A 20,842-nucleotide genomic window follows, 5' to 3' on the forward strand; every position below is an offset into this window, starting at 1 on the left:
TGATTCTGCCGGAAGCCGTCATGCAGCTTTCAGGATCGCGGATTGGCCACGCTCATGGCTGGAACTGGGTGGAAAGGCGAATGGCTGATTTCGCCAAGGCAACTCAAGCAGCCAAATAATCAATCTGGCTCCTGCACTAAGCGCAGGAGAGTCCCGTCTGGGTCGACTAGCGCGCCGACTTTGCCGCCCCATTCCTCGGTGGTTGGGCGATGCAGGCGCGGCCAGCCTGCCGTCTTTTCTGGCACACCAGAGCGAAGGACCTCGTCGAAAAATGACTGCACATCATCCAAGCGCAAGCAGCAGCTGAACCAGCTTTTTGCCGGATCAAGTTCTGGATGAGGGAAAAACTCAAGGGTTAGTCCAGCTCGCTTGAGAATCATCCAATTGCCGTCGCGCCAGCTCTCTGTGAACCCGAAGCGAGCATAGAATTCAGCAGTTGCAGTGAAGTCTCGCGACGGAAGATTCGGCGTGGCGTGGTCCAAAGCGCTACACTCCTCTTATGGCGAGGCGATGTTGCCATTGTCGGTCTGCGACGGCAATCTTCAGCTACACAATTAAGCTGAAATGTCGCAAACGGGGTCGCTTACTGAACGGCAGCAATTTTCCGAAAGCGGGGCAAAGCCGCCATTTGCGGCCCGAGATTAGCAGTGACGGCTCCCGACCCAGAGGCGGTCGCTCCCGGCCGCAGCACTCAATGTCTTGGTTCGCCAGAAGCCGCCATGCCGGTTTCGGGATGGCGCATCGACCCTGCTCATGACCGGGTTTGGGTGGATAGGCGAATGGCCGCTTTGATTGATCCGACGCGGGCATGCCTCGAAAATGATCAGCCTTTCCGAAGGCGTTCAGGTGTCCACCAAAGCGCGCCTGAGAAAAGCGATGACCCGCGGCCAGCTGTCGGCCCGCGCAGCGGCATTGCCTTCCACGCTGCCGCCATATTCTCCGAGCCGCGGGTAGAAACGGTGGTCACGCGCGATCGGCGGGCCGAACACGAAATGGCCGGCATCCTTGTAGGAAAGCACAGTGACAGGCGGGCCGGAGCGGGCCTTGCTGCGCGCGGCGACCTCACGCGACATCGGGCAGGCGGGCCACATGGTTTCCGCCTCGCCGCACACCAGCAGCACTTCGGCCCGGCCGCGTTCGATTGGGATCGCGGCGCGCTCCGCTTCGGCCTGACGGGCCGGGTCCATGATCGTGCGATAGACGCTGATGATGCCATCGGCCTGATCCCAGTCCCCGAATGGCATGGTCGGCACGTCCTTGCCGTTTGCGGTCCAGGAAGCGCGTTCACTCTGCCCGCCGCTGGCCCAGTTGACCCCGTTCCAGGCAACGCTGGTCGGCATTCCGGCGACCACAGCGGTCAGATCGGGGCGGCGCGCGGCGACCAGCAGCGCAGCCTCTGCGCCCTTGGATGCGCCCATCACCGCAATCCGCGCTGGATCGATACCGGGCTGCGTCTTCAGCCAATCGAGCCCCTTGTCGAACAGTTCGAGCCGGATCCCCTCAAGCGCATCGGTCTGGCCCGGCGCGCCGAAATAGGCGAGGTGGAAAACGGCAAACCCCTCCTTTTGCAGCGCCAGCGCCATCTGGTGCGCGCCGCCGCCCAGCCCGCCTTCCGATCCGCCGAGCAGCAGCACCGCCGGGTGCGGGCCAAGGCCGGCATCCGGGCCTTGCGCGGGGAAGTAGTTGCCGAAAAGCTCCCCCTGCGCGATCCGCTTGCCGGTCGCACCCGGGGCAAGCACATCGATCTCTGGCAGGCCGTAGCGATCCGGCGCCAGCCCTTTGAACAGCGCCGCCCCGCCCAGCAAGGCCGCAATTCCCACTGTCACCATTACTGCGTTCTTCCATCTCATCGGCAACCTCCCTTGTTGCCTGAGGAAGTGCCGCATATGCGGCGGCGGCGGCAGTGCAAGGTGTCAGCGCGGCGGGGTGACAAGCGTCATGGCGCCGGTCACAGCCACCCTTTTTCACGCGCGATGCGCCCCGCTTCGATCCGGCTCGCGGCGAACAGCTTGGCCGAGGCTTCGGAGAGATAATTGCGCACCGTGCCGGGAGAGAGATCGAGCTGGCGCGCGATTTCCTTGTTTGAGCGGCCTTCATCGGCGAGCCGCAGCACATCGCGTTCGCGTTCCGTGAGCGGATTGGCAGGCGCGTCCCAGGCGAGTTCGGCCAGTTCCGGTGCAATCGCGCGGCCCCCTGCGGCCACCTTGCGGATCGCAGCGGCAAGGGCATCGGCAGGCGTATCCTTGAGCAGGTAGCCGCGCACGCCCGCATCCATCGCGCGCCGCAGGTATCCCGCACGGCCGAAGGTGGTAACGATCAGCACCCGCGCCGCCAACCCCTCGCGGGCAATCGCCTCTGCCACATCAAGGCCGGTCATCTGCGGCATCTCAATGTCGGATAGGAGGATATCGGGCTTATGCTCTCGCACCGCATCGAGCGCGGCGGCACCGTCACCGGCGCGAGCGATGATCTCGATATCGCCTTCAAGGCCAAGCAACGTCGCCAGCGCGCCCAGCACCAATGCCTGATCTTCGGCGATCACGATGCGGATCATGCGAGCGCCCCTTGCGGCACACGCGCGGTCAGCCGTGTGCCACGTGTATCCCCCTCGATGGCCAGTTCGCCCCCTGCTGCCGTGAGGCGCGAGGTGAGGCCAGCGAGCCCCCCGCCGGGACGCACCGCCTGCCCATCGCCATCATCGGTGACCTTGAGTTCGAGGCCTCCCGACTGCTGGATCAGCGCGATGCGGCAGGTGCGCGCGCCCGAATGGCGGATCACATTGGTCACCGCCTCGCGCAGCGCCATCGCGAGCACCGCGCTGGTGCCCGGGTCGATGGCTTCGGCATCGCCTTCGACCTCGCAGGCGATGCCGGCGGCGGCGAGCGCGGTCTTGGAACCGGCAATCTCGCGCGCGAGGCTCGCGCCGGTCATGCCGCTGACGGCGGCGCGCACTTCGGCCAGCCCTTCGCGCGCGGCGGCGGCAACGTCGCGCATTTCAGCGGTCGCCTTATCAGGGGCGGTGTCGGCTAGGCGCGCGGCAAGATCGGCCTTGATCGCGATCAGGGTCAGCGTGCGGCCGAGCAAATCGTGCAGATCGCGCCCGATCCGCTCGCGCTCGGCGGCGGCTGCGAACTGGCGGACTTCGCCCTGCGCGGCAGCGAGTTCGCGATTCTTGTCCTGCAACGCCGCGCGCGAGATGTTGCCGATGCCGACCATCACCATCAGGAACACCCCCAGCACCCAGTAAATGGCGGGCTGCCCGGTCGCCAGTGCCAGCCCGGCGCTGGCCACTGCAAAGACGCCCACCCCAAGGCTTGCGCGCCAGGCCGGGCGCAGTTCGGCGATCATCGCGGCGGCATAGACCGCAATCACCGTCCAGTTGCTGTTCGTGAACGCCAGCGCGAAGGACAAGAGCAGCGCGGCAACCGCCAGAGCGATCAGGCGCCACCCTGCCGCTTTCAATGACAGGAAATACACCCCGAGAAACACCGCCAGTCCGATCCCAGCCCAGACCATCTGCGCAGGGCTCGGCAGCTTGATGAACCACGGGATGAAGAACAGCGGCAGATAGGCAAGCCAGATGGCCGGATGATCGATGGCTTCCCATCGCGTCATCCTGCCTGCGGCCTGCGCGCTGTGCTGGCCTTGCGTCATGTTACCGCGCCTGCGCCCGCTCGCCCGTCCGAGCGAACACGGCGGCGGCAATCGTGATCAGCGTCAGCGGCCCGGCGTGGAGCCACAGGTTCGCCGCCTCGCGCTGGCCCGCCGCCATCAGCGCCATTTCACCCAGATGATAGGATGGCAGCGCCCAGGCGATGGTCTGCATGGCCTCAGGCAAGACAGCAATCGGCATCCACAGCCCCCCCAGCACGGCCATTGCCAGAAACACGATGTTGGCAATGGCAATCGCGCCTTTCTGGCCAAGCCTGTAACCGATGCCAAGTCCGATCAGCGCAAAGGGAATGATCGCCAGCGTGTGCACCCCTGCGAGCATCACCCATTGCGCTGGCGTCAGCGCAACGCCGCCCGCAATCCCCAGCGTGTAGAGCAGCACAAAGGCGACCATGCTGAACGCCGTGGTGGCGGCAAGTTTGGCGGCGATCTGCGCGCCTGCGGGCATGGGCGAGAGGCGCTTCAGCTCCAGCTGCCCGCTCTCGCGCTCGGCAGCAATGTTCGCGCCGAAGCCAAACAGCGCCGGGCCCATCACCGCAAACACGCCGAAGGTCGCCAGCGCGCGGGTTGCACCTTCCGCGCTGCCCTGCCCCATCGCAAGCGCGAACAGGGCGTAGAAGGCGGGCGGCAGGGCGATGGTGGGAATGATGAACTGCGGCATCCGCGCCGACTTGACGATCTCGGCCCAGCTTTCACGGGCATACACGGCGGGTGCAGGGGCGATCAGGGCGGTGGTCATCATGCGGCCTCCTTCAGGGCGGTGGTGCGGTTGGACTGAACAAGATTGGCAAGGGCATCTTCAAGGCTCGCCCCGGTGACTTCAAAGTGCTGGAGCGCCGGGTCGATTGCGAAAGCGGCCTCAAGGCTGGCGCGGGGCGCGGTGGTCAGCACCGACAGGTCCGCGCCCACAGTCTCCACCTTGGCCACGCCGGGCAGAGCACGGAAGCGGTCGGCAGGCAGGCGCGTGCGCAGCCGGATTACAGTCGCCGCGACCTGCGCCTTGATCGCTGCCGGAGCGTCATCGGCAATGATGCGGCCACCCGCAATCACCACGATCCGGTCAGCCAGCGCCTCGGCCTCGTCCATGTGGTGCGTCGCGAGCAGCACGGCGGTGCCCGCATCGGCCTTGGCCCTGACCACATCCCACATCGCGCGGCGGGATTCGGGGTCGAAGCCGGTAGTCGGTTCGTCCAGCACCAGGAGATCGGGCGACCCGGCAATCGCCATTGCGAACTGCACCTTACGCGCCTCGCCGCCCGACAGCTGGTCACAGCGACGGCTTGCCAGCGCGGTGAGCCCCGCCTGTTCGAGCACCGCGGCGGTCGGCAGACGGCGGGCGAAATAGCCCGCGTGCAGATCGACCGCCTCGGCCACGGTCAGCGTTTCGGGCAAGCCGCCCGCCTGCAGCATGATCCCCATGCGCGCCCGGGCCAACTGGTCGGACGGGTCGCGGCCGAACAGGTTGACCGTGCCTGCGTCGGCCCGCAAGCGACCGGTCAGCAGCCCCGCAACAGTGGACTTGCCCGCGCCATTGGGACCAAGCAGCGCGGTGACCGTTCCGGCCTCAAGCGCGAAGTCGAAACCTTCAAGCACGCGGTGCGCGCCGTAAGCCTTGGTCGCGCCTTCAAGTGCGGCGATGGTCGAAGAATGGTTGGACAGCATGATCGTTCTCCTGACTGTGGAGCCCGATCTAGCCCGCTGTCGCATGGCACAGCAGTGCCCGGCGTCAGCGCAGCGACATGACACATGTCACCCCCGGCGCAGATATGGCAAGCGCGGCGGAAGTGCGCATGACCGCTACGGGGTCGCTTTCAGAATTTCTGCTTCTGGCGAGAACATGGTTGAAGCTGCCTGACAGGTTTCGGGGCAGTGCGGCGTGGCCGCGGCCGACTAATCGTGGGTGGTTTGCTGAAGTGACCCGTCAACGGCTGATCTGTTTTTCTCTGCGTCGGCCTAACCAGTTCAGGAGCAATCCGGGCACGAATGCTGCCAGGGGCCAAGAGCCAATATCCTCGTATCCAAGGAACCACTTGGCCAAGGATAACGCGATGCCAACGATCACAAAGATCGCGCCGAGTGCATAGAAGAGATTCAAAGTGCTTGCCTCCGCTTTCGGTTCAGGCGTTTGAAATACTATCTTCCGTCAACGACTTCTACGGGGTCAGTTCCAGAATTTCCGCTGCTGGCGAATAACTCGTTGAACCTGCCAGGCAGGCTCCGGGATCGCGCATCGACCCCGCTCATGACCTGCGCTGGGTGGGTTGTTGAATGGCGACCACTTGCCGAAAAACCTTGAAAGACGTCTGAGAACACTGGCAAAATCGATCCATGGATGGCGCAAAGCGGTTAAAGCAGCCGCAAGCGTCTGAGCGTTTGTTTCGAGAGGCTTCGAACCCATGTTGCGATGTTTTGGCCTGCAAGCTTCAATTGTGGTGACGTTGGCCGCTTGCGGTGGCGTGGCATCGGTACATGAAGGAAATTCCTCACGACCGGATATCGTCGCGCAATGCAAGGAATGGATGGAGAGCCAGTCTGCCTTGGATGAAACCGAGAGTCGGGATGGTTTTTTGGCCAAGGGGTCTGGCGCCTGCATCAGCGGAGACATAGATGAAGAGTTGCAGGAACAGGTCTTTGCTTGGTTAAGGACAGTCCCCTCTCACACCGAACCAGTCGTCGTCATTCGGTCAGGCGGTGGAAACGCCTTTCCCGCGATTGATATTGCATCAGCGCTTCAGGAAAGAGAGGCCGAGGTTTATGTTTACGACGTATGTGCGTCAGCTTGTGCGAATTACATTTATGCGGGCGTTCGTCAGCGTCATTCACTTGGGAAAACAATTCTCCTTTTCCATGGAGGATTGACAAAAGATACTCCTCAAGAATTTGCAGAGGTATTTGATAGTCTTCTTAGTAGCCCTGAGGGGAAGTATATCGAGAATCCCGATTTGGAGAGGAAGGAATGGGTAGAGCGGGCGGAGTTATACATTCAAAAGCAGGATAAACTGCTCATTGCAGCAGGCGTCGATCCTGTAGTGATCCATGGTTTCGGCGAAATGGAGCTGAGTGATCTCGCTTCAGAGGATTGCGATCCCGAGCGTGAGCCAGACCTAGAATACGCAGTATTCTTCTCCGAAGACTTGGCCAATGCCTTGGGGATCTCGCCAGTGACCGGCAGTCTCGAATATCGACCAAGTGTCATAAACGAGAGGCTGAACAGGGACACGCAGGGCAACAAGGCATGCTTGGCTCCAGAAAAATATTTTCGTTTGGCCGGATCATGAGCCCGCTCACTTGAAGCATTGGCGCAGAACAGTCTCCGCCCGGTTTCGGAAAAATGCCAAGGGCTCCAAATGTCCTCAATGGGTCGGTTCCTGAACGGCAGGATTTTTTCAGAAGCCCGGCAAAGCCGCCATCTAAGAAGGTGGCAGCTGCCGACCCAGAACCGGTCGCCCACGTCTGCAAAATTGAACGTCTTGTTCTATGATTAGCCGCCATGCCGCTTTCAGGATCGCACGAGGCGTTCAGCCTGTCAGTCATCCTGTTGGCCGGCACCGCGTCCAGCTTGATCTTCGTCGCTGCTCTTGTGGCATCGGACACAATTGGTGATGTTGCGGATGCCCTCTTCGGCATGTTCACGGATGAGCTGTTGCTCCTGATGCTCGTGGCAGCCGTAGCATGTGTAGGATGCGAACTGGCCACCAGTGTGGCAGGTGGCGCAGGCAACCTTGTGGGGGCCGTCCAGCCTGAAATATCGGTCATGGACGAAAGTGGCTGGCGTCCATGCCTTGGTCGAATGACACTGGGTGCAGCCGGTGGTGACGGACTGGTGCAGCTTGTCCTTGGGCTTGGAATGGCAACTGGCGCATTGGCCCGCGATGCCGGGTTTGAGCAGGGCATGATCAAAACGCGCTGGCCTGCCGCGTGTCATTGGCACTTTGGCATGGTCGGTATGGCAGGCCGTGCAATTCGCTTCACGTAACTCAGCATGGAACACCGGCGTCCCGAAGGGCCTGCGAACGGGCTGCCCGGTCGTCGTCGTCAGCCCGATCTGCGACGGTTTGTGGCAGGCGATGCACCGATCGGATGACACACCCTGCAAGGGCGCATGACAGGCAAAGCAATTCTGCTCCAGCTTGGCATGCGCCGGCATCAACGCGCCCGGCGCGATCATTTGGTGCGGATAGAGGAAAAGCGTGGCGATCACTGCCAGCAAAAGGGTCAGCACCCCGCCCAGGAGCAGGCGCTGCTTCATTTCCAGCCCCAGAACAGGAATATCGAAATGATGTGGGCCAGCGCGAGCACGCCAAAGGCCAGCGTGATGGGCACATGGACCACGCGCCATTGCTTTATGGCGTTGAAGGTCAACGTGTCGAAGTGGACCCGCTCGGCAATTTCGTCATCTGCCATCCCCGCTTCGGTCAGCGCCTTGCGTTTCGCCGCATTACGCTTTTGCACCCGGCCCAGCAGATATTTGCCCGTCAATCCGCTGGCGACATTGATGCACATGGCGCCCAGCGCAAGCCAGCCGAGCCAGGCGTTGAAATGGATGCCGGCATGAACCAGCACCAGCAATGATCCCAGCCACGTAAGCCGTTCATGTTCGATCAGCAGCTTGCCCGGCTTGCCAGACGCGATAATCTTGCGCTTGCGCAGCGAATAGCGCGCGGAGGCGAGGATCAGCAGGGTTCCCGGTATGCCCAAATAGCGCCCGATCCAGACCGCATCAGCAAGGTGCAGCACAACATCCATCAGCAGCGCCAGACCGACCAGCGCCAGCAGCGCGCCATAGAACGGCAGGACCTGCCGCCCCCAGAGGCTGGGCAGCGTAGCCATCAGGCCCGGCGGAAGCCCGGAAGCATGCGTTTCAGCGTATCATCCTTGAAGAAATAGTGGTGCACCAGCGCCGCTGCGGCGTGCAGACCGATCAGGTAATAACCGATGGTGCCGATGGTTTCATGCACCTCCTGAACCTGGTCCGCCAAAGCCTTGTCCTCCGCCAGCAGAGGGAATAGCTCCAGTCCGTAGAACGGAATAATCTTCCCCTCTGCGCTCAGAATGGTCCAGCCCAGCAGCGGCATGACCAGCATGAACGCATAAAGCCCCCAATGCACACCCTTCGACAGGTGCATCTGCCAGGCTGACGGCTGCGGCGTAATCGGCGGCTTTGCTGTCAGAAACCGCGCGGCAATCCGGATAATGACAAGGAAAAGGATGGTCAGCCCGAGCATGAAGTGCCAGGTCTTCAGCCCTTCACGCAGGTCGCTGCCGCGCTCGAAGTTTTCGCGCAGCAGAATGCATGCGTAAGCGCCCGTAATGAGCAACAGCATCGCCCAATGCAGGACAATCGAGATAGGCGCGTAACGCTGCCGGGTAATGTTTTCAGTCATAATCACCTCCTTGAAGGAAAACCCATCAGACGCTGACCCCGAACAACCAGCCTACCGCCGCTGTGATAGCCATCGCAAAGATGCCCCAGCCCATTACGCGCAGCACCGCCGGCACCAGTGGCGCAGCACCGGCCTTGGCACCCAGCGCGCCCAGGATCGCGAGCGAGACAACCGACGTGATAACCACTGCAAGGATCACGGCCGAGGGCGGGGCCAGATATGCGGCCAGAACGGGAACCGCTGCTGCCACGCTGAACGTCGCCCCTGATGCCAGCGCGGCTTGTAGCGGCCGGGCGGCAAGGTGATCGGACAGGCCCAATTCATCGCGAACATGAGCCGCGAGCGGATCGAGTGAAGACAGTTCTCTCGCCACGATCGCAGCCGTCTCGGCGCTGAGGCCGCGTGACTTGTAGATCGCTGCGAGTTCTTCCAGCTCTTGCTCAGGGGTGTCGGCCAATGCCTGCTGTTCGCGGCTGATATCGGCCTGCTCGGAATCGCGCTGGGATGACACCGAGATATACTCGCCCGCCGCCATCGACATCGCGCCCGCCACCAGGCCAGCGACGCCAGCCACAAGGATGGCAGCCTGATCGGGCGTGGCCGCCGCCACACCCAGGATCAGCGAGGAGACCGAGACGATCCCGTCATTCGCCCCAAGCACTGCCGCTCTGAGCCAGCCCGTGCGGTGGACATAGTGCGGATCATCGGGATGCGGGCTTGCTGATGCCATTGCCTTGGTGCTCCTTTGCCTAAACGCCCGGACGGGTTTGCCTCAAGGCCGCGGCCTCACCGGCGATCGCGGTTCATCACCGCGACCCATGCAGCGACGAAATCACTGGTGAATTTGTCCCTGCCATCATCTGAGGCATAGACTTCGGCAACGGCGCGCAATTCGGAGTTTGACCCAAACGCCAGATCAACCGGCGTCGCCGTCCATTGCAGCGCATTGGTTGCCCGGTTACGCCCTTCGTACAGGCCATCGGTTTCGGCCGACTTCGACCACACGGTCGACATGTCGAGCAGGTTGACGAAGAAGTCGTTCGTCAGGACGCCCGGCCGCGCTGTGAAGACGCCGTTGGCAGAACCGCCGGTATTGGCATTCAGGGCCCGCATTCCGCCCACCAGAACGGTCATTTGCGGAACGGTAAGGTCCAGCAGGTCGGCCCGTTCCACCAGCATTTCGGCGGGCGAAAGGCGGCTGTCGGCGGCGTAGTAATTGCGGAACCCATCCGCCTTCGGCTCCAGCGACGCGAAAGAGGCTGCATCGGTCTGCGATTGGGCTGCATCGACGCGCCCCGGGGTGAATGGCACCACCACACTCGATCCGGCTTGCTTGGCCGCCTGTTCGATCGCAGCGCCGCCGCCCAGCACGATGAGATCAGCCAGTGAGACCTGTCTGCCGCCCTTGTGCGAGCGGTTGAAATCCGACTGGATGCCCTCCAGCGTCTTCAAAACACGGCGTAATTCCGAAGGATTGTTCGCCAGCCAGTTGACCTGCGGTTCGAGCCTGAGCCGCGCGCCATTGGCGCCGCCGCGCCCGTCCGTCTCGCGGTAACTGGCCGCAGATGCCCAAGCGGTCCGCACGAGCTGCGGGACAGTCAGGCCGGATGACATGATTGTGCCCTTCAGCACGCTGATATCGCGCTGGTCGATGCTTGCGTAATCCACTTTTGGCAGAGGATCCTGCCACAGGAATTCCTGCTTGGGCACATCTTTGCCAAGATAGCGCGAACTTGGCCCCATGTCGCGATGGGTCAGCTTGAACCACGCCCGCGCAAAGGCATCGGCGAACAGCTGCGGATCCTTCTGGAAGCGCAAGGCGATCTCCCGGTAAACCGGGTCTTCCTTCAGCGAGATATCGGTCGTGAACATGATCGGCGCGTGGGTCACGCCTGCAACATGCGCGTCCGGAACCAGACTGCCCGCGTTGGGATCGCTGGGTATCCATTGGATCGCGCCAGCCGGGCTTTTGGTCTTTACCCAGTCAAAGCGGAACAGATTGTCGAGATATTGGCTGGTGAAGGCGATGGGATTAGATGTCCACGCGCCTTCCAGCCCGCTGCTGACGGTATCCTCGGCACTGCCCTTGCCGCAGGTGTTTGTCCAGCCGAGGCCCTGCTGCTCGATCGGCGCGGCCGTCGGTTCGCGGCCAACACAGTCCTTCGGTGGATGTGCGCCGTGCGCCTTGCCGAAGGTATGGCCGCCGGCGATCAAAGCGACGGTCTCCTCGTCATCCATCGCCATGCGCGCGAAGGTATCCCGTGTATCTTTGGCCGCTGCCAGGGGATCAGGATTGCCATTCGGCCCCTCGGGATTGACGTAGATCAGGCCCATCTGCACCGCCGCCAGCGGATGCTCCAATGTCTTGTCGCCGCCCTTGCGCAGGTCGGCGAGCATTTGGTTTTGCGATCCCCAATAGACTGTGTCCGGCTCCCAATCGTCGGTCCGCCCACCGGCAAAGCCGATTGTCTTGAACCCCATTTGCTCCAAAGCGACCGTGCCGCTGAGCTCGATCAGATCGGCCCACGAAAGCTTGCGCCCATATTTCTGCTTGATCGGCCACACGAGGCGGCGCGCCTTGTCGAGGCTGACATTGTCGGGCCAACTGTTGAGCGGTTCGAACCGCTGCTGCCCGCCGCCTGCCCCGCCGCGACCATCGGCGACACGATAAGTGCCGGCGCTATGCCACGCCATGCGAATGAAGAACGGGCCGTAATTGCCATAGTCAGCAGGCCACCACGGCTGCGACGTCGTGAGAACCTTGGCGATATCCGCCTTCACCGCATCCAGATCTAGCGTGTTGAATTCTTTGGCGTAATCAAAATCTTCACCCAGCGGGTTCGATTGCGGCGCTTCCTGACGCAGGGGCGACAGGTCGAGCCGGTCTGGCCACCAATCCTTGTTGGTCATGGGCTTTGCAGGCGCTTCTGTCTGCGCTTGGACCGGCGCGGACATTGCCAGCGGGGCCAAGGCGACCGACAGGATTGCGGCGAGTTTGATCGTATGTTTTTGCATGAGCCCGATTTCCTCTGAGTGAATTGGAAGCATCAATCATTTGACCGCTGATGACCGGCGGGTGCGAGCGCGCGCGCGCGGGCGAAGCCTGCTCCGCGCAAGCCAACCAACCGGTCTTTCCGCTGCGCGAATAGGGATTGGCGTGCGCAAGGTGCAGGGCCGGAATCTACTGAGAATGACGCCCTGCCACCAATTCTGCGGCACGATGCTCGGGGCAGAATGCCCAAATGGCGCCGGAATGATGCCAAGGATTTCATGCCGTTCAATCCCCGAGCCACAGGTCATGGGCATCGATCCGCAGCTTGGCGATGGCGCGCATCGCTTCGGCGCGGGCTTCACCTTCGATCCTGAATGCGGCGTGGACCATCTGCTCGCCCAACAGCAGATCGGCGAGGTCGATTTCGCCCAGTTGATGCCCGCGCCGCAGCTTCTCGAGCGCGGCCATCTGGGCTTCCACGCTTTCGCGCCCGCGCTGCCAGGTGATGATCCGGAAACGGGCTTCGGTCACGTCCGCCTCGGCGGTTTCGGACACGTCAAAGCGCGCGAGTTGTTCCTGCGCCCTTGCGGCAGAAGCGCCGGCGCTGGCTTCGCTGGCAAGAGCTCGGCGATACCCCCCGCCCAGCGGCATGCTGATCACCACGCCGGCACCGCGTTCAAGCCCGCCAAACTCGGAAAACACTCTGAGGCCCACAGTAGGGTCGGCGATGCGATCAGCTTGTGCGCGGCTGGCCATTGCGGTCGTTCGAGCACTTTCGGCCTCGGCCGCAGCGATCATGTGACTATTGAGCACCACCAGATCGCCGAGCTGCGACAGGCGCGCATCTACCATGTCAGGCCGTGGGACTTCGGGCGCGTCGACTGGCAAGGCCAAGGCCGGAAACTGCGCTTCGAGCCGCGTGCGTGCAAGCGTCGCAAGGCCCGATGACTGCGCCAGCGATCGCCGCGCATCCGCCAGCGCAGCCTCTGCGCGATCAACATCAAGCTGCGAGGCATCGCGCAAGCTGCGTCGCCGTATCACCGCAGCCACCGCCGCTTCGTAATTGCTCACCGCGGCCTGATCGATGTTCGCCTGCGCCGAAGCCGACAGCCAATCGAACCAATAGGCGGCAAGCAGCAGCGCGGCTTCGTGCTTGGCATCCTCGGCCACGTTTGCTGCAACGTCGGTTCCGTAGAGCCCGATATCACGGTCGATCCGAGCCTTGCCAGGCAGGCGGACCGGGCGGCTGAGCTGCGCGTCATATTCATTGAACTGGTTGCCACCATTGACATCCCGGCGGGTGTAGCTGCCTTGCACGGTGAACTCGGCAGAGCCTTTGCGTAAGGCATCAGCCCGCGCCTTTGCGGCTTCGAGCCGGGCATGGGCAGCCATGACACTGGGGTGTTCGTCCAGCGCGCGCTGAACCGATTCCACCGGGGGAAGGCCCGGTTCTGCCGCAAGCGGAGCGGCGAGCAGGCAAGAAAGCGGGGCGATCAGGAGAGCAGTGCGGATCATGCCGAAGCCTCCGGCAGTTCGTCCGCACGGTCCTGCGGCCCTTCGCCGAAGCGTTCGTAAAGGATCGGCAGCAGCACCAGCGTCAGCAGAGTTGCCGTCACCAGCCCGCCGATCACAACGATGGCCAGCGGCTTCTGGATTTCCGACCCGGGCCCGGTTGCAAACAGCAGCGGCACCAGCCCGAAGGCCGCAATGCTGGCGGTCATCAGTACCGGCCGCAGCCGGCGTTCGGCCCCGCGCCGCACGGCATGCGCGAGGGACATTCCGGTTTCGCGTAGCTGGCGGAAATAAGTCACCATCACCAGACCGTTGAGCACCGCAATGCCGAGCAGCGCGATGAAGCCGACCGAAGCAGGAACCGAGAGATACTCGCCCGACAGCGCCAGCGCGATCATCCCGCCCACGGCGGCAAATGGAATGTTGGTGAGGATCAGCAGCGAAGCGCGCACCGACCCGAGGCTGAGATAAAGCACCGCAAAGATCAGGGCGATTGCCACCGGCAGCACGATCAGCAGCCGGGCCGAAGCGCGCTGCTGGTTTTCGAACTGTCCGCCCCATTCGAGCCGGTAGCCCTGTGGCAGCGGGACATTGGCGGCGATATCAGCCTTGGCATCATCGACATAGCTGACGATGTCTCGCCCGGTGACAAAGGCCTGCACCATCGCAAATCGCGAGCCGTTCTCGTGCTCCAGTTTCACCGGCCCTTCAGACCGCACGACCGAAGCGACGTCGCTGGCGCGCACCAATTGTCCGGTGGGGGAGCGATAGACGAGATCGGCAAATTGCTGGACATCAAGGTTACCCCCGCCACCTTCGCCGCGCAGCACAATCGGCACCCGGCGCACGCCGTCCGCCACCATTCCGGCACGCACGCCTTCCACCTGCGCCCGCATCATATCCTGCAATTCCGAAACCGGCATCCCGACCCTGCCTGCGGCCACCCGGTCGATATCGACCAGCAGGTAATCGACCCGGTCATTGGCGACCGTCATCGCCTCGCTGGTGCCGTCAATCCCCTCAAGCCGGGTCTGGATTGCCCCTGCGAGCCGCGAGAGTTCGGCAGCATCGGGGCCGAACAGCTTGATCGCCAGATCGCCGCGCGCGCCGGTCAGCATTTCTGCGGTGCGCATTTCGATGGGCTGGGTGAAGGTCGGCTCGATTCCGGGGAATTGCCCCATGACCTTGCGCAGCTCATCGACCAGCCACTCCTTGTCGGATACGCGCCATTCTTCGCGTGGGCGCAGCTGGAGGAAGCTGTCGGTCTCGTTCGGGCTCATCGGATCGAGACCCAGCTCGTCCGATCCGACGCGGGCGATCACCGCCTCGACCTCGGGCACCTGCTTCATGATTGCTCGCTGGACCTTGAGGTCACCTTCAACCGAGTGGTCGAGCGCAATGGACGGCAGCTTGGTAAGCTGCACAATCACCGACCCTTCATCCATCACCGGCAGGAAGGTCTTGCCCGTCATCGTGTAGGCAGCGCCAGCCAGCACCAAACCGATCCCCGCGACCGTGAACACGCGGGCCTTACGGGCGAAGGCACCTTCCAGCAGCGCATGATAGCGGGGGCTGATCTGGCGCATCAGCCAGGGTTCGTGATGGTGCCCATCCGTGTCGACCTTCACCTTGAGCAGGTAGAAGGCCAGCACCGGCACCAGCGTCAGCGACAGCACCAGCGCTGAGGCGAGCGACAGCACGATGGTCAGAGCAACGGGGCCAAACAGCTTGCCCTCCAGCCCTTCCAGCGTGAGCAGCGGCAGGAAGACGATGGCGATGATTGCAAGGCCGGAGGTGACGGGCTTGGCGACTTCGGCAGCGGCCAAGAAGACATTGTGGAGCTTGCTTGAGGATGCGTGCTTGGGATCGGACAGCCGCTCGACGACATTCTCGACGACCACGACCGCGCCATCGACCAGAATGCCGACGGCAATCGCAAGCCCGCCAAGGCTCATCAGATTGGCGGTGAGGCCAATCGCGCGCATGAAGATGAAGGTCAGCAGCACCGCCATCGGCAAGGCGAGCGCGACGATCACCGAAGCGCGCACATCGCCGAGGAATAGCAGCAGCAGGATGACCACCAGCACGGTTGCTTCAAGCAGCGCGGATTCCACCGTGCCGACCGCGCGGGTGATGAGATCGGAGCGGTCGTAGAATACCTTCACGCTCATACCGGGCGGAAGGCTGGGGCGGATCTCGTCGAGCCGCGTTTTGACGCCTTCGACCACCTTGGCCGCATCCGCACCGCGCAAGCCGATCACCAACCCCTCGACCGCTTCGCCGGTGCCGTTCTTGCTGACCGCGCCGTAACGCGTCAGGCTGCCGGTGCGCACCTGCGCCACATCGCCCACCCGCACCACCGCACCGCCCGATGTGCGAACGACCACCGCCGCCAAATCATCAAGGCTGCGGATCGCGCCGGTCGCCCGAACGATCAGGGCTTCCTCGCCGCTGCGCAGACGGCCTGCGCCATCATTGCGGTTGCTCGCTTCGATAGCGGCGGCAAGATCGGCGGTGCTGAGCCCGGCGGCCGCCAGTGCCGCGCTGTCGGGCGCGACCTCGAAAGTTTCGGCATAGCCGCCCAGCGAATTGACATCGGCAACCCCCGGCACCGTGCGCAGGGCCGGGCGAATCGTCCAGGCGAGCACCCTGCGCTTTTCGGCCAGCGTCTGCGGTCCTTCGAGGGTGAACATGAACATCTCGGACAAGGGCGTGGAGATCGGCGCGAGGCCGCCTTCGACGCCCGGCGGCAGATCGGCCATCACGACATTCAACCGCTCGCCCACCTGCTGACGCGCCCAGTAAATGTCGGTGCTGTCGGTGAAGTCGATGGTGATGTCGGCAATCGCGTATTTGGCGACCGATCGCAGCGTGGCCTGATCGGGGATGCCGAGCATCTCCATTTCGATGGGGGTGACGACCCGGCTCTCGACCTCCTCCGGCGTCATACCAGGGGCCTTGAGGATGATCTTGACCTGCGTGGTGCTAATATCCGGGAAGGCGTCGATTGGCAGATTAAGGAATGACCATGCCCCCAGTCCCGCCAGCAGGACTGCAAGGCCGATGACGGCAAGGCGCAGATTGAGCGCGCGTTCGACGAGTGTGTTGAGCATGGCGGGGCCTACTCCGCGTTCATCGCTTTGAGTTCGGCGACGCTGCTGCCGGCGACCACCTCTCCTGCGGCAAGGCCAGCGGAGATCACCGCCAGCCCTCCGCCGCGCGAAGCGACCGTTACTGCGCGCGGCTCCCAGTTCTTGCCCTTCCGGACGAACACATGATCCTTGTCACCGATGCGGGTGACAGCGCGGTCAGGCACGGCGATGCCGCGCCCGTTCCCGAGGATGGTGACGGTGACATTGCGTCCAGCGATTACGCCGGGTGCCCCGCCGATGCTAGCGCGGGCCATGACAGAACGTGTGGCGGGATCGAGCGAGGGTGCGACCGCGATGATCTTGCCGCCGACTGGCGCTACCCCTTCGCCGCCCAGCGCGATCTCGACCGCCATGCCGGGCCGGACAGTTTGCGCGAGCCGTTCTGGCAGTTGCAGTTCGATCTGGTAGGCACCCGCCGCCTCGACCACGAAGGGCGCGGTGACAGTGTCGACTCCGCCGCCAGTCTCGACGGCGACCTGAGCCACACGCCCCGCAATCGGCGAACGCAAGGTCATGGTTCCGTCAGCACCAACGCCGCCAAGTGACGCCATTTTCGAAAACTGCGTCACACTGGCGCGGGCCTGATCCCATTCGGCCTTAGCCTCGTCGGCGCGTGCCTGGGCGATGACGCCTTCGTCGGCGAGCTGCCCAAGCCGTTTGGCCCGGGCCTCGGCGAGTGCGGCGGCGGAACGGGCACGCGCCAGATCACCGCCGATCTGAACCGGCTCAGCCGCGCGCATAAGCCCGAGTGCCTCGCCACGCGCCACCTGTTGGCCTTCGATCACATAGACCCGCACCACTGCGCCAGAAAATGGCGCGGTGACCGCGACCCGGGCCTCGGGGGGGAGGCTGATGGTTCCGGGCACGCTGCCGAGGGGGACGTTATCGACCTCCCTTGCAGCCACGGACTCGATCGCCAACCCTGCGGCTGTATCGGCTTGACTGGCCGGATTGCCGGCCTGCTCGGAAGGGGGGGAGGAGCAGGCGGGCATGGCGGCAAGTACGGCCAATGGGGCAAGGCGGACGATGAGGTGCGGTGTCATGAGCGCCCCTTTGCCCCGCGAAGCTGACAGGAACTTGCCAGTCTGGCAGCTTCTTGTCAGTTTGACGCGTCATTACCGGCGGCGGAAAGGGACCGGCACGCCATGCGCCTCCTCGTTGTTGAAGATGATCCCGAACTCGGCCGCCGTCTGAGCGAGCGCCTGCGCGCCGCCGATTTCGCGGTCGAGCTCGCTACCAGCCGCTCGGAGGCCGAGGATTGGCCAGACGTTGCCCGGATGGCAGCGGTGATCCTCGATCTGGGCCTGCCCGATGGCAGCGGGCTCGATCTGCTGCGGCACTGGCGCGACCAGCGGCTCGAAACCCCGATCCTGATCCTCACCGCGCGCGGCAGCTGGCAGGACAAGGTCGAGGGGCTGAATGCGGGCGCCGACGATTTCGTGGTCAAGCCGGTGCGCTTCGAGGAGCTGCTCGCGCGTCTCAACGCCCTATTCCGGCGCCAGCAGGGTACCCGCGCCACCACGATCACCGCAGCTGACCTGACGCTCGATCCGCTCGCGCGCACTGCCACCCTTGCTGGCTCGCCGTTGTTGCTGAGCAAACAGGAGTTCCGCCTGCTGCACCTGTTCCTGCGCCGCGCCGGACAAGTCCTGTCGCAGGCCGATATTCTCGATGATCTCTATGCGCTTGACGACGAGCGCGAACCAAACACGGTCGAGGTGCTCATCGGCCGTCTGCGTCGCAAGATCGGGCGCGAGCGTATCACCACGCTACGTGGGCTAGGCTACAGGTTCGCCAAATGATGCGTCTGCCCGTCCCCGGCAGCCTACGGCTGCGCTTTTTGCTGGCGGTGAGCCTGTGGGTGATGCTTGGTATTGCGGCGATCTGGTTTTCGGCCATCGGCATCTTCACCAAGCATGTGGAGCAGTCCTATCATGAGGAGCTTGAGGTGCATGTGCGCGAGCTTGGGGGGCTCACTGAGATCGCCTCGGACGGCGCAATAATCCTCACCCGCTCACTATCCGATCCCCGCTATGCCGAGCCGCTCTCGGGGTTCTACTGGCAAGTCACCGCTGCCGGACGCGAACCGCTGCGTTCGCAGTCCATGATCCGCGGCCGCCTTGACGAAAGCATCGCCCATTCACCCGAGATTCTCCACCGGCTCGATAGCGGGCCGACCGGGCCGGCCATAACCTATGGCTACACTCGCAAAGGGCCGGCGGGCGAGGACATCCACTTCGTCATCGCTACCGATCAAAGCGAGCTCGACCGTCTGATCGGCAGCTTCACCCGCGACCTGACCGCGTGGCTGGCCGCCCTTGCCGCGCTGCTCCTGGCGACCGGATTTGCGATCATCTCGTTCGGACTGAAGCCGCTCGACCGGTTATCGCTCGCCTTTGCCCGACTGCGTCATGGCGAGGCCGAAGAGCTGGAAGGCCAATACCCCACTGAGATTGCCCCTCTGGCGGCTGACCTTAACGCCTATATCCACCAGAACGAGGCGATGGTTGCGCGCGCGCGGGTGCAGGCTGGCAACCTTGCCCATTCGCTACGCACGCCGCTGGCGATCATTACCGATGAGGCCGAACGTCTGGCGGAGCGTAATGATAGCCGCACAGCGGGTGCAGTGCTGCTCGATCAGGCAAGCGCGATGGAGCAGCAGATCGAATACCAGCTCGCCCGTGCCCGGTCGTTCGCTGGCAGCAAGCCATCGGGCCGAGGCGTCGTGCTGCCCGCCGTTGTCCTACCGATATTGCGGGCGATGGAGCGGCTTCATCCGGACAAGACATTCACGCTCAAGCCGGGGGCTGGTGAGGCGATCTCGCTGCCGCTCGATCCGGTCGATTATGCTGAGGTGCTCTCGATCCTGCTCGACAATGCAGGGAAATGGGCAAGGCGGGAGGTCACGCTAACTTTTGCCCGCTTACCCAATGGTGCGAGCAAGGTGACGATTGAAGACGATGGGCAGGGCATTCCAGAGGGGCTGATCGACCGGGCGTTTGAGGTAGGCGCTCGGTTCGATCCTGCTGTCGCAGGGTCAGGGCTAGGTCTCGCAATTGCGCGGGATCTTTGCGATGCGATGGGCGTCGAACTCCTCCTCGAAAATGGATCCGATGGATTGGTGGCCACCTTGCGCAGCACCGCAGGGAACAACGAATAGTTTTAATGGCTGATCCACGGAGGGGTCGGTGTTGTGACCGGCATGGAATCCGAGCCTTTATGTCGGATTTCAGGAAGCGGACTTTGAATAGCCGCCATTTACGGCCAAACCATCGAAATGTCGGCTTCTGGGAAAACCAGTCATCTGGAATGACCCATGGGAAAGGCGGCTAAGTCCCAGACCAGGCCATCAAAACCGATCGGCACTTTTGTCAGCTTTCAGCTGCACGTCCGTCTACTCAAACCGAAGGTGATCGCCAAGGTGCTGCGATAGGCAACACACTAAGGCGGAGCCCTCCAAAACGGGAACGCAATAAACCAGTCAACGTAAGTAATTAATATGAGAGATTCGCACCAGCGGCAAAAAAAGCGGTCGAACAGCGAAGGGGGTTTGGCAACTATAAAGTAAGGAACCATTTTTTATTGCGTGGCAGCGCGGAATCATTGCGCAGGGGATGCCGCGCCCAGATCGCCGGCAGGGTGCTATCGAGGCCGGTGCGATGAGGGGCTTATCTCGCTCAGGTCAGGGCTGCCTGCGCCTCTCCCGCCTTCACGCCATGTAACCTATCGCGCCCACCGTCATACTGGTTACGCCCCTTAGCGAGCTTTGAGCCTTTGATCTCCTTGTTCACAGGAATGTTGAAGCGCTTTTTAAGATCGCGTCGCCACTCCATCGCCTTTTGGTGGTAGTGGTGCCAAACCACTGGTGCACGGTCGACGGTAGCCCCCAAAGTTGGTATGGCGACACAAGAGATTACATAGGTCTGCTTGTCGTCGGACTCATCCGCATAGAAGCTATGCAGCCCGCAATCTGGGAGTTTAGGAAATGACACCTGCGCAAGAGGCAGAGTCAGAAGGCAAGAGTCAACTGGACAAGTTCACGGACGCCGCGCGCAAACTTGAGTGCGACGATGATGAACAGCGCTTCAAGGATCGGCTAGGGAAACTGGTGAAACGCGAAGGCGAGTAGA

General features: G+C 63.0%; 19 protein-coding genes. 4 read left to right on the forward strand and 15 right to left on the reverse strand.

Features of this window, described 5'->3' with window-relative positions; all coding sequences use genetic code 11:
- Nucleotides 1–119 precede the first annotated feature (119 nt).
- The 6 genes from SOQ14_RS00640 to SOQ14_RS00665 all read right to left on the reverse strand — a co-directional run bounded on the left by SOQ14_RS00640 (nucleotide 120) and on the right by SOQ14_RS00665 (nucleotide 5,334).
- Nucleotides 120–482, reverse strand: coding sequence for a bleomycin resistance protein (locus SOQ14_RS00640; RefSeq protein ID WP_322895823.1), 363 nt, complete (start codon nucleotides 480–482; stop codon nucleotides 120–122).
- 360 nt (nucleotides 483–842) lie between these two features.
- On the reverse strand, nucleotides 843–1,850 hold the full coding sequence (locus SOQ14_RS00645; protein ID WP_322895825.1) for an acyl-CoA thioester hydrolase/BAAT C-terminal domain-containing protein: 1,008 nt from the start codon (nucleotides 1,848–1,850) through the stop codon (nucleotides 843–845).
- Between the two features lie 98 nt (nucleotides 1,851–1,948).
- Nucleotides 1,949–2,554 carry a response regulator gene (locus SOQ14_RS00650; RefSeq protein ID WP_322895827.1) on the reverse strand — a complete coding sequence of 202 codons (606 nt, stop codon included), beginning with the start codon at nucleotides 2,552–2,554 and terminating at the stop codon, nucleotides 1,949–1,951.
- On the reverse strand, nucleotides 2,551–3,615 hold the full coding sequence (locus SOQ14_RS00655) for a sensor histidine kinase (protein WP_322895829.1): 1,065 nt from the start codon (nucleotides 3,613–3,615) through the stop codon (nucleotides 2,551–2,553). The genes SOQ14_RS00650 and SOQ14_RS00655 overlap by 4 nt, the downstream gene beginning before the upstream one ends.
- A 40-nt stretch (nucleotides 3,616–3,655) precedes the next feature.
- Nucleotides 3,656–4,414 (reverse strand): ABC transporter permease, encoded by a 759-nt coding sequence (locus tag SOQ14_RS00660; protein ID WP_322895831.1) that lies wholly within the window; start codon nucleotides 4,412–4,414, stop codon nucleotides 3,656–3,658.
- Complete coding sequence (locus SOQ14_RS00665) at nucleotides 4,411–5,334, reverse strand: ABC transporter ATP-binding protein (protein WP_322895833.1); 924 nt, start codon at nucleotides 5,332–5,334, stop codon at nucleotides 4,411–4,413. The genes SOQ14_RS00660 and SOQ14_RS00665 overlap by 4 nt, the downstream gene beginning before the upstream one ends.
- A gap of 734 nt (nucleotides 5,335–6,068) precedes the next feature.
- Here SOQ14_RS00665 and SOQ14_RS00670 point away from each other — a divergent pair.
- Entirely contained in the window at nucleotides 6,069–6,950 is an 882-nt protein-coding gene (locus tag SOQ14_RS00670) for a hypothetical protein (RefSeq protein WP_322895835.1), read from the forward strand.
- A 248-nt stretch (nucleotides 6,951–7,198) separates the two neighbouring features.
- On the opposite strand, the gene SOQ14_RS00675 is transcribed toward SOQ14_RS00670, so the two are convergent.
- From SOQ14_RS00675 to SOQ14_RS00710, 8 genes are all read right to left on the reverse strand, one after another.
- Complete coding sequence (locus SOQ14_RS00675) at nucleotides 7,199–7,921, reverse strand: cytochrome c3 family protein (protein ID WP_322895837.1); 723 nt, start codon at nucleotides 7,919–7,921, stop codon at nucleotides 7,199–7,201.
- Nucleotides 7,918–8,502, reverse strand: coding sequence for a hypothetical protein (locus tag SOQ14_RS00680; RefSeq protein WP_322895839.1), 585 nt, complete (start codon nucleotides 8,500–8,502; stop codon nucleotides 7,918–7,920). The genes SOQ14_RS00675 and SOQ14_RS00680 overlap by 4 nt, the downstream gene beginning before the upstream one ends.
- Nucleotides 8,502–9,056 carry a cytochrome b gene (locus SOQ14_RS00685; protein WP_322895841.1) on the reverse strand — a complete coding sequence of 185 codons (555 nt, stop codon included), beginning with the start codon at nucleotides 9,054–9,056 and terminating at the stop codon, nucleotides 8,502–8,504. The genes SOQ14_RS00680 and SOQ14_RS00685 overlap by 1 nt, the downstream gene beginning before the upstream one ends.
- A gap of 25 nt (nucleotides 9,057–9,081) precedes the next feature.
- Nucleotides 9,082–9,786 (reverse strand): VIT1/CCC1 transporter family protein, encoded by a 705-nt coding sequence (locus SOQ14_RS00690; protein WP_322895843.1) that lies wholly within the window; start codon nucleotides 9,784–9,786, stop codon nucleotides 9,082–9,084.
- Between the two features lie 56 nt (nucleotides 9,787–9,842).
- Entirely contained in the window at nucleotides 9,843–12,071 is a 2,229-nt protein-coding gene (gene katG, locus SOQ14_RS00695; protein WP_322895845.1) for a catalase/peroxidase HPI, read from the reverse strand.
- 262 nt (nucleotides 12,072–12,333) lie between these two features.
- Complete coding sequence (locus tag SOQ14_RS00700; protein WP_322895848.1) at nucleotides 12,334–13,563, reverse strand: TolC family protein; 1,230 nt, start codon at nucleotides 13,561–13,563, stop codon at nucleotides 12,334–12,336.
- Complete coding sequence (locus tag SOQ14_RS00705) at nucleotides 13,560–16,673, reverse strand: efflux RND transporter permease subunit (protein ID WP_322895850.1); 3,114 nt, start codon at nucleotides 16,671–16,673, stop codon at nucleotides 13,560–13,562. Before SOQ14_RS00705 ends, SOQ14_RS00700 begins: the two co-directional genes overlap by 4 nt.
- A gap of 8 nt (nucleotides 16,674–16,681) precedes the next feature.
- Nucleotides 16,682–17,755, reverse strand: a complete 1,074-nt coding sequence (locus SOQ14_RS00710; RefSeq protein ID WP_322895852.1) for an efflux RND transporter periplasmic adaptor subunit — start codon at nucleotides 17,753–17,755, stop codon at nucleotides 16,682–16,684.
- Between the two features lie 102 nt (nucleotides 17,756–17,857).
- On the opposite strand from SOQ14_RS00710, the gene SOQ14_RS00715 reads away from it, so the two are divergent.
- Both SOQ14_RS00715 and SOQ14_RS00720 read left to right on the forward strand, forming a co-directional pair.
- Nucleotides 17,858–18,514 (forward strand): response regulator, encoded by a 657-nt coding sequence (locus SOQ14_RS00715; RefSeq protein WP_322895854.1) that lies wholly within the window; start codon nucleotides 17,858–17,860, stop codon nucleotides 18,512–18,514.
- Nucleotides 18,511–19,872, forward strand: coding sequence for a sensor histidine kinase (locus tag SOQ14_RS00720; protein WP_322895856.1), 1,362 nt, complete (start codon nucleotides 18,511–18,513; stop codon nucleotides 19,870–19,872). The genes SOQ14_RS00715 and SOQ14_RS00720 overlap by 4 nt, the downstream gene beginning before the upstream one ends.
- Nucleotides 19,873–20,389: 517 nt before the next feature.
- Here SOQ14_RS00720 and SOQ14_RS00725 read toward each other — a convergent pair.
- The gene (locus SOQ14_RS00725) at nucleotides 20,390–20,704 is read right to left on the reverse strand and encodes a hypothetical protein (protein ID WP_322895859.1); all 315 of its coding nucleotides are present in this window, start codon (nucleotides 20,702–20,704) and stop codon (nucleotides 20,390–20,392) included.
- On the opposite strand from SOQ14_RS00725, the gene SOQ14_RS00730 reads away from it, so the two are divergent.
- Nucleotides 20,698–20,841 (forward strand): hypothetical protein, encoded by a 144-nt coding sequence (locus SOQ14_RS00730; RefSeq protein ID WP_322895861.1) that lies wholly within the window; start codon nucleotides 20,698–20,700, stop codon nucleotides 20,839–20,841. The genes SOQ14_RS00725 and SOQ14_RS00730 overlap by 7 nt on opposite strands.
- Nucleotide 20,842: the final 1 nt, after the last annotated feature.

It is taken from the genome of Erythrobacter epiphyticus (genome assembly GCF_034653295.1).
GTDB lineage: Bacteria > Pseudomonadota > Alphaproteobacteria > Sphingomonadales > Sphingomonadaceae > Erythrobacter.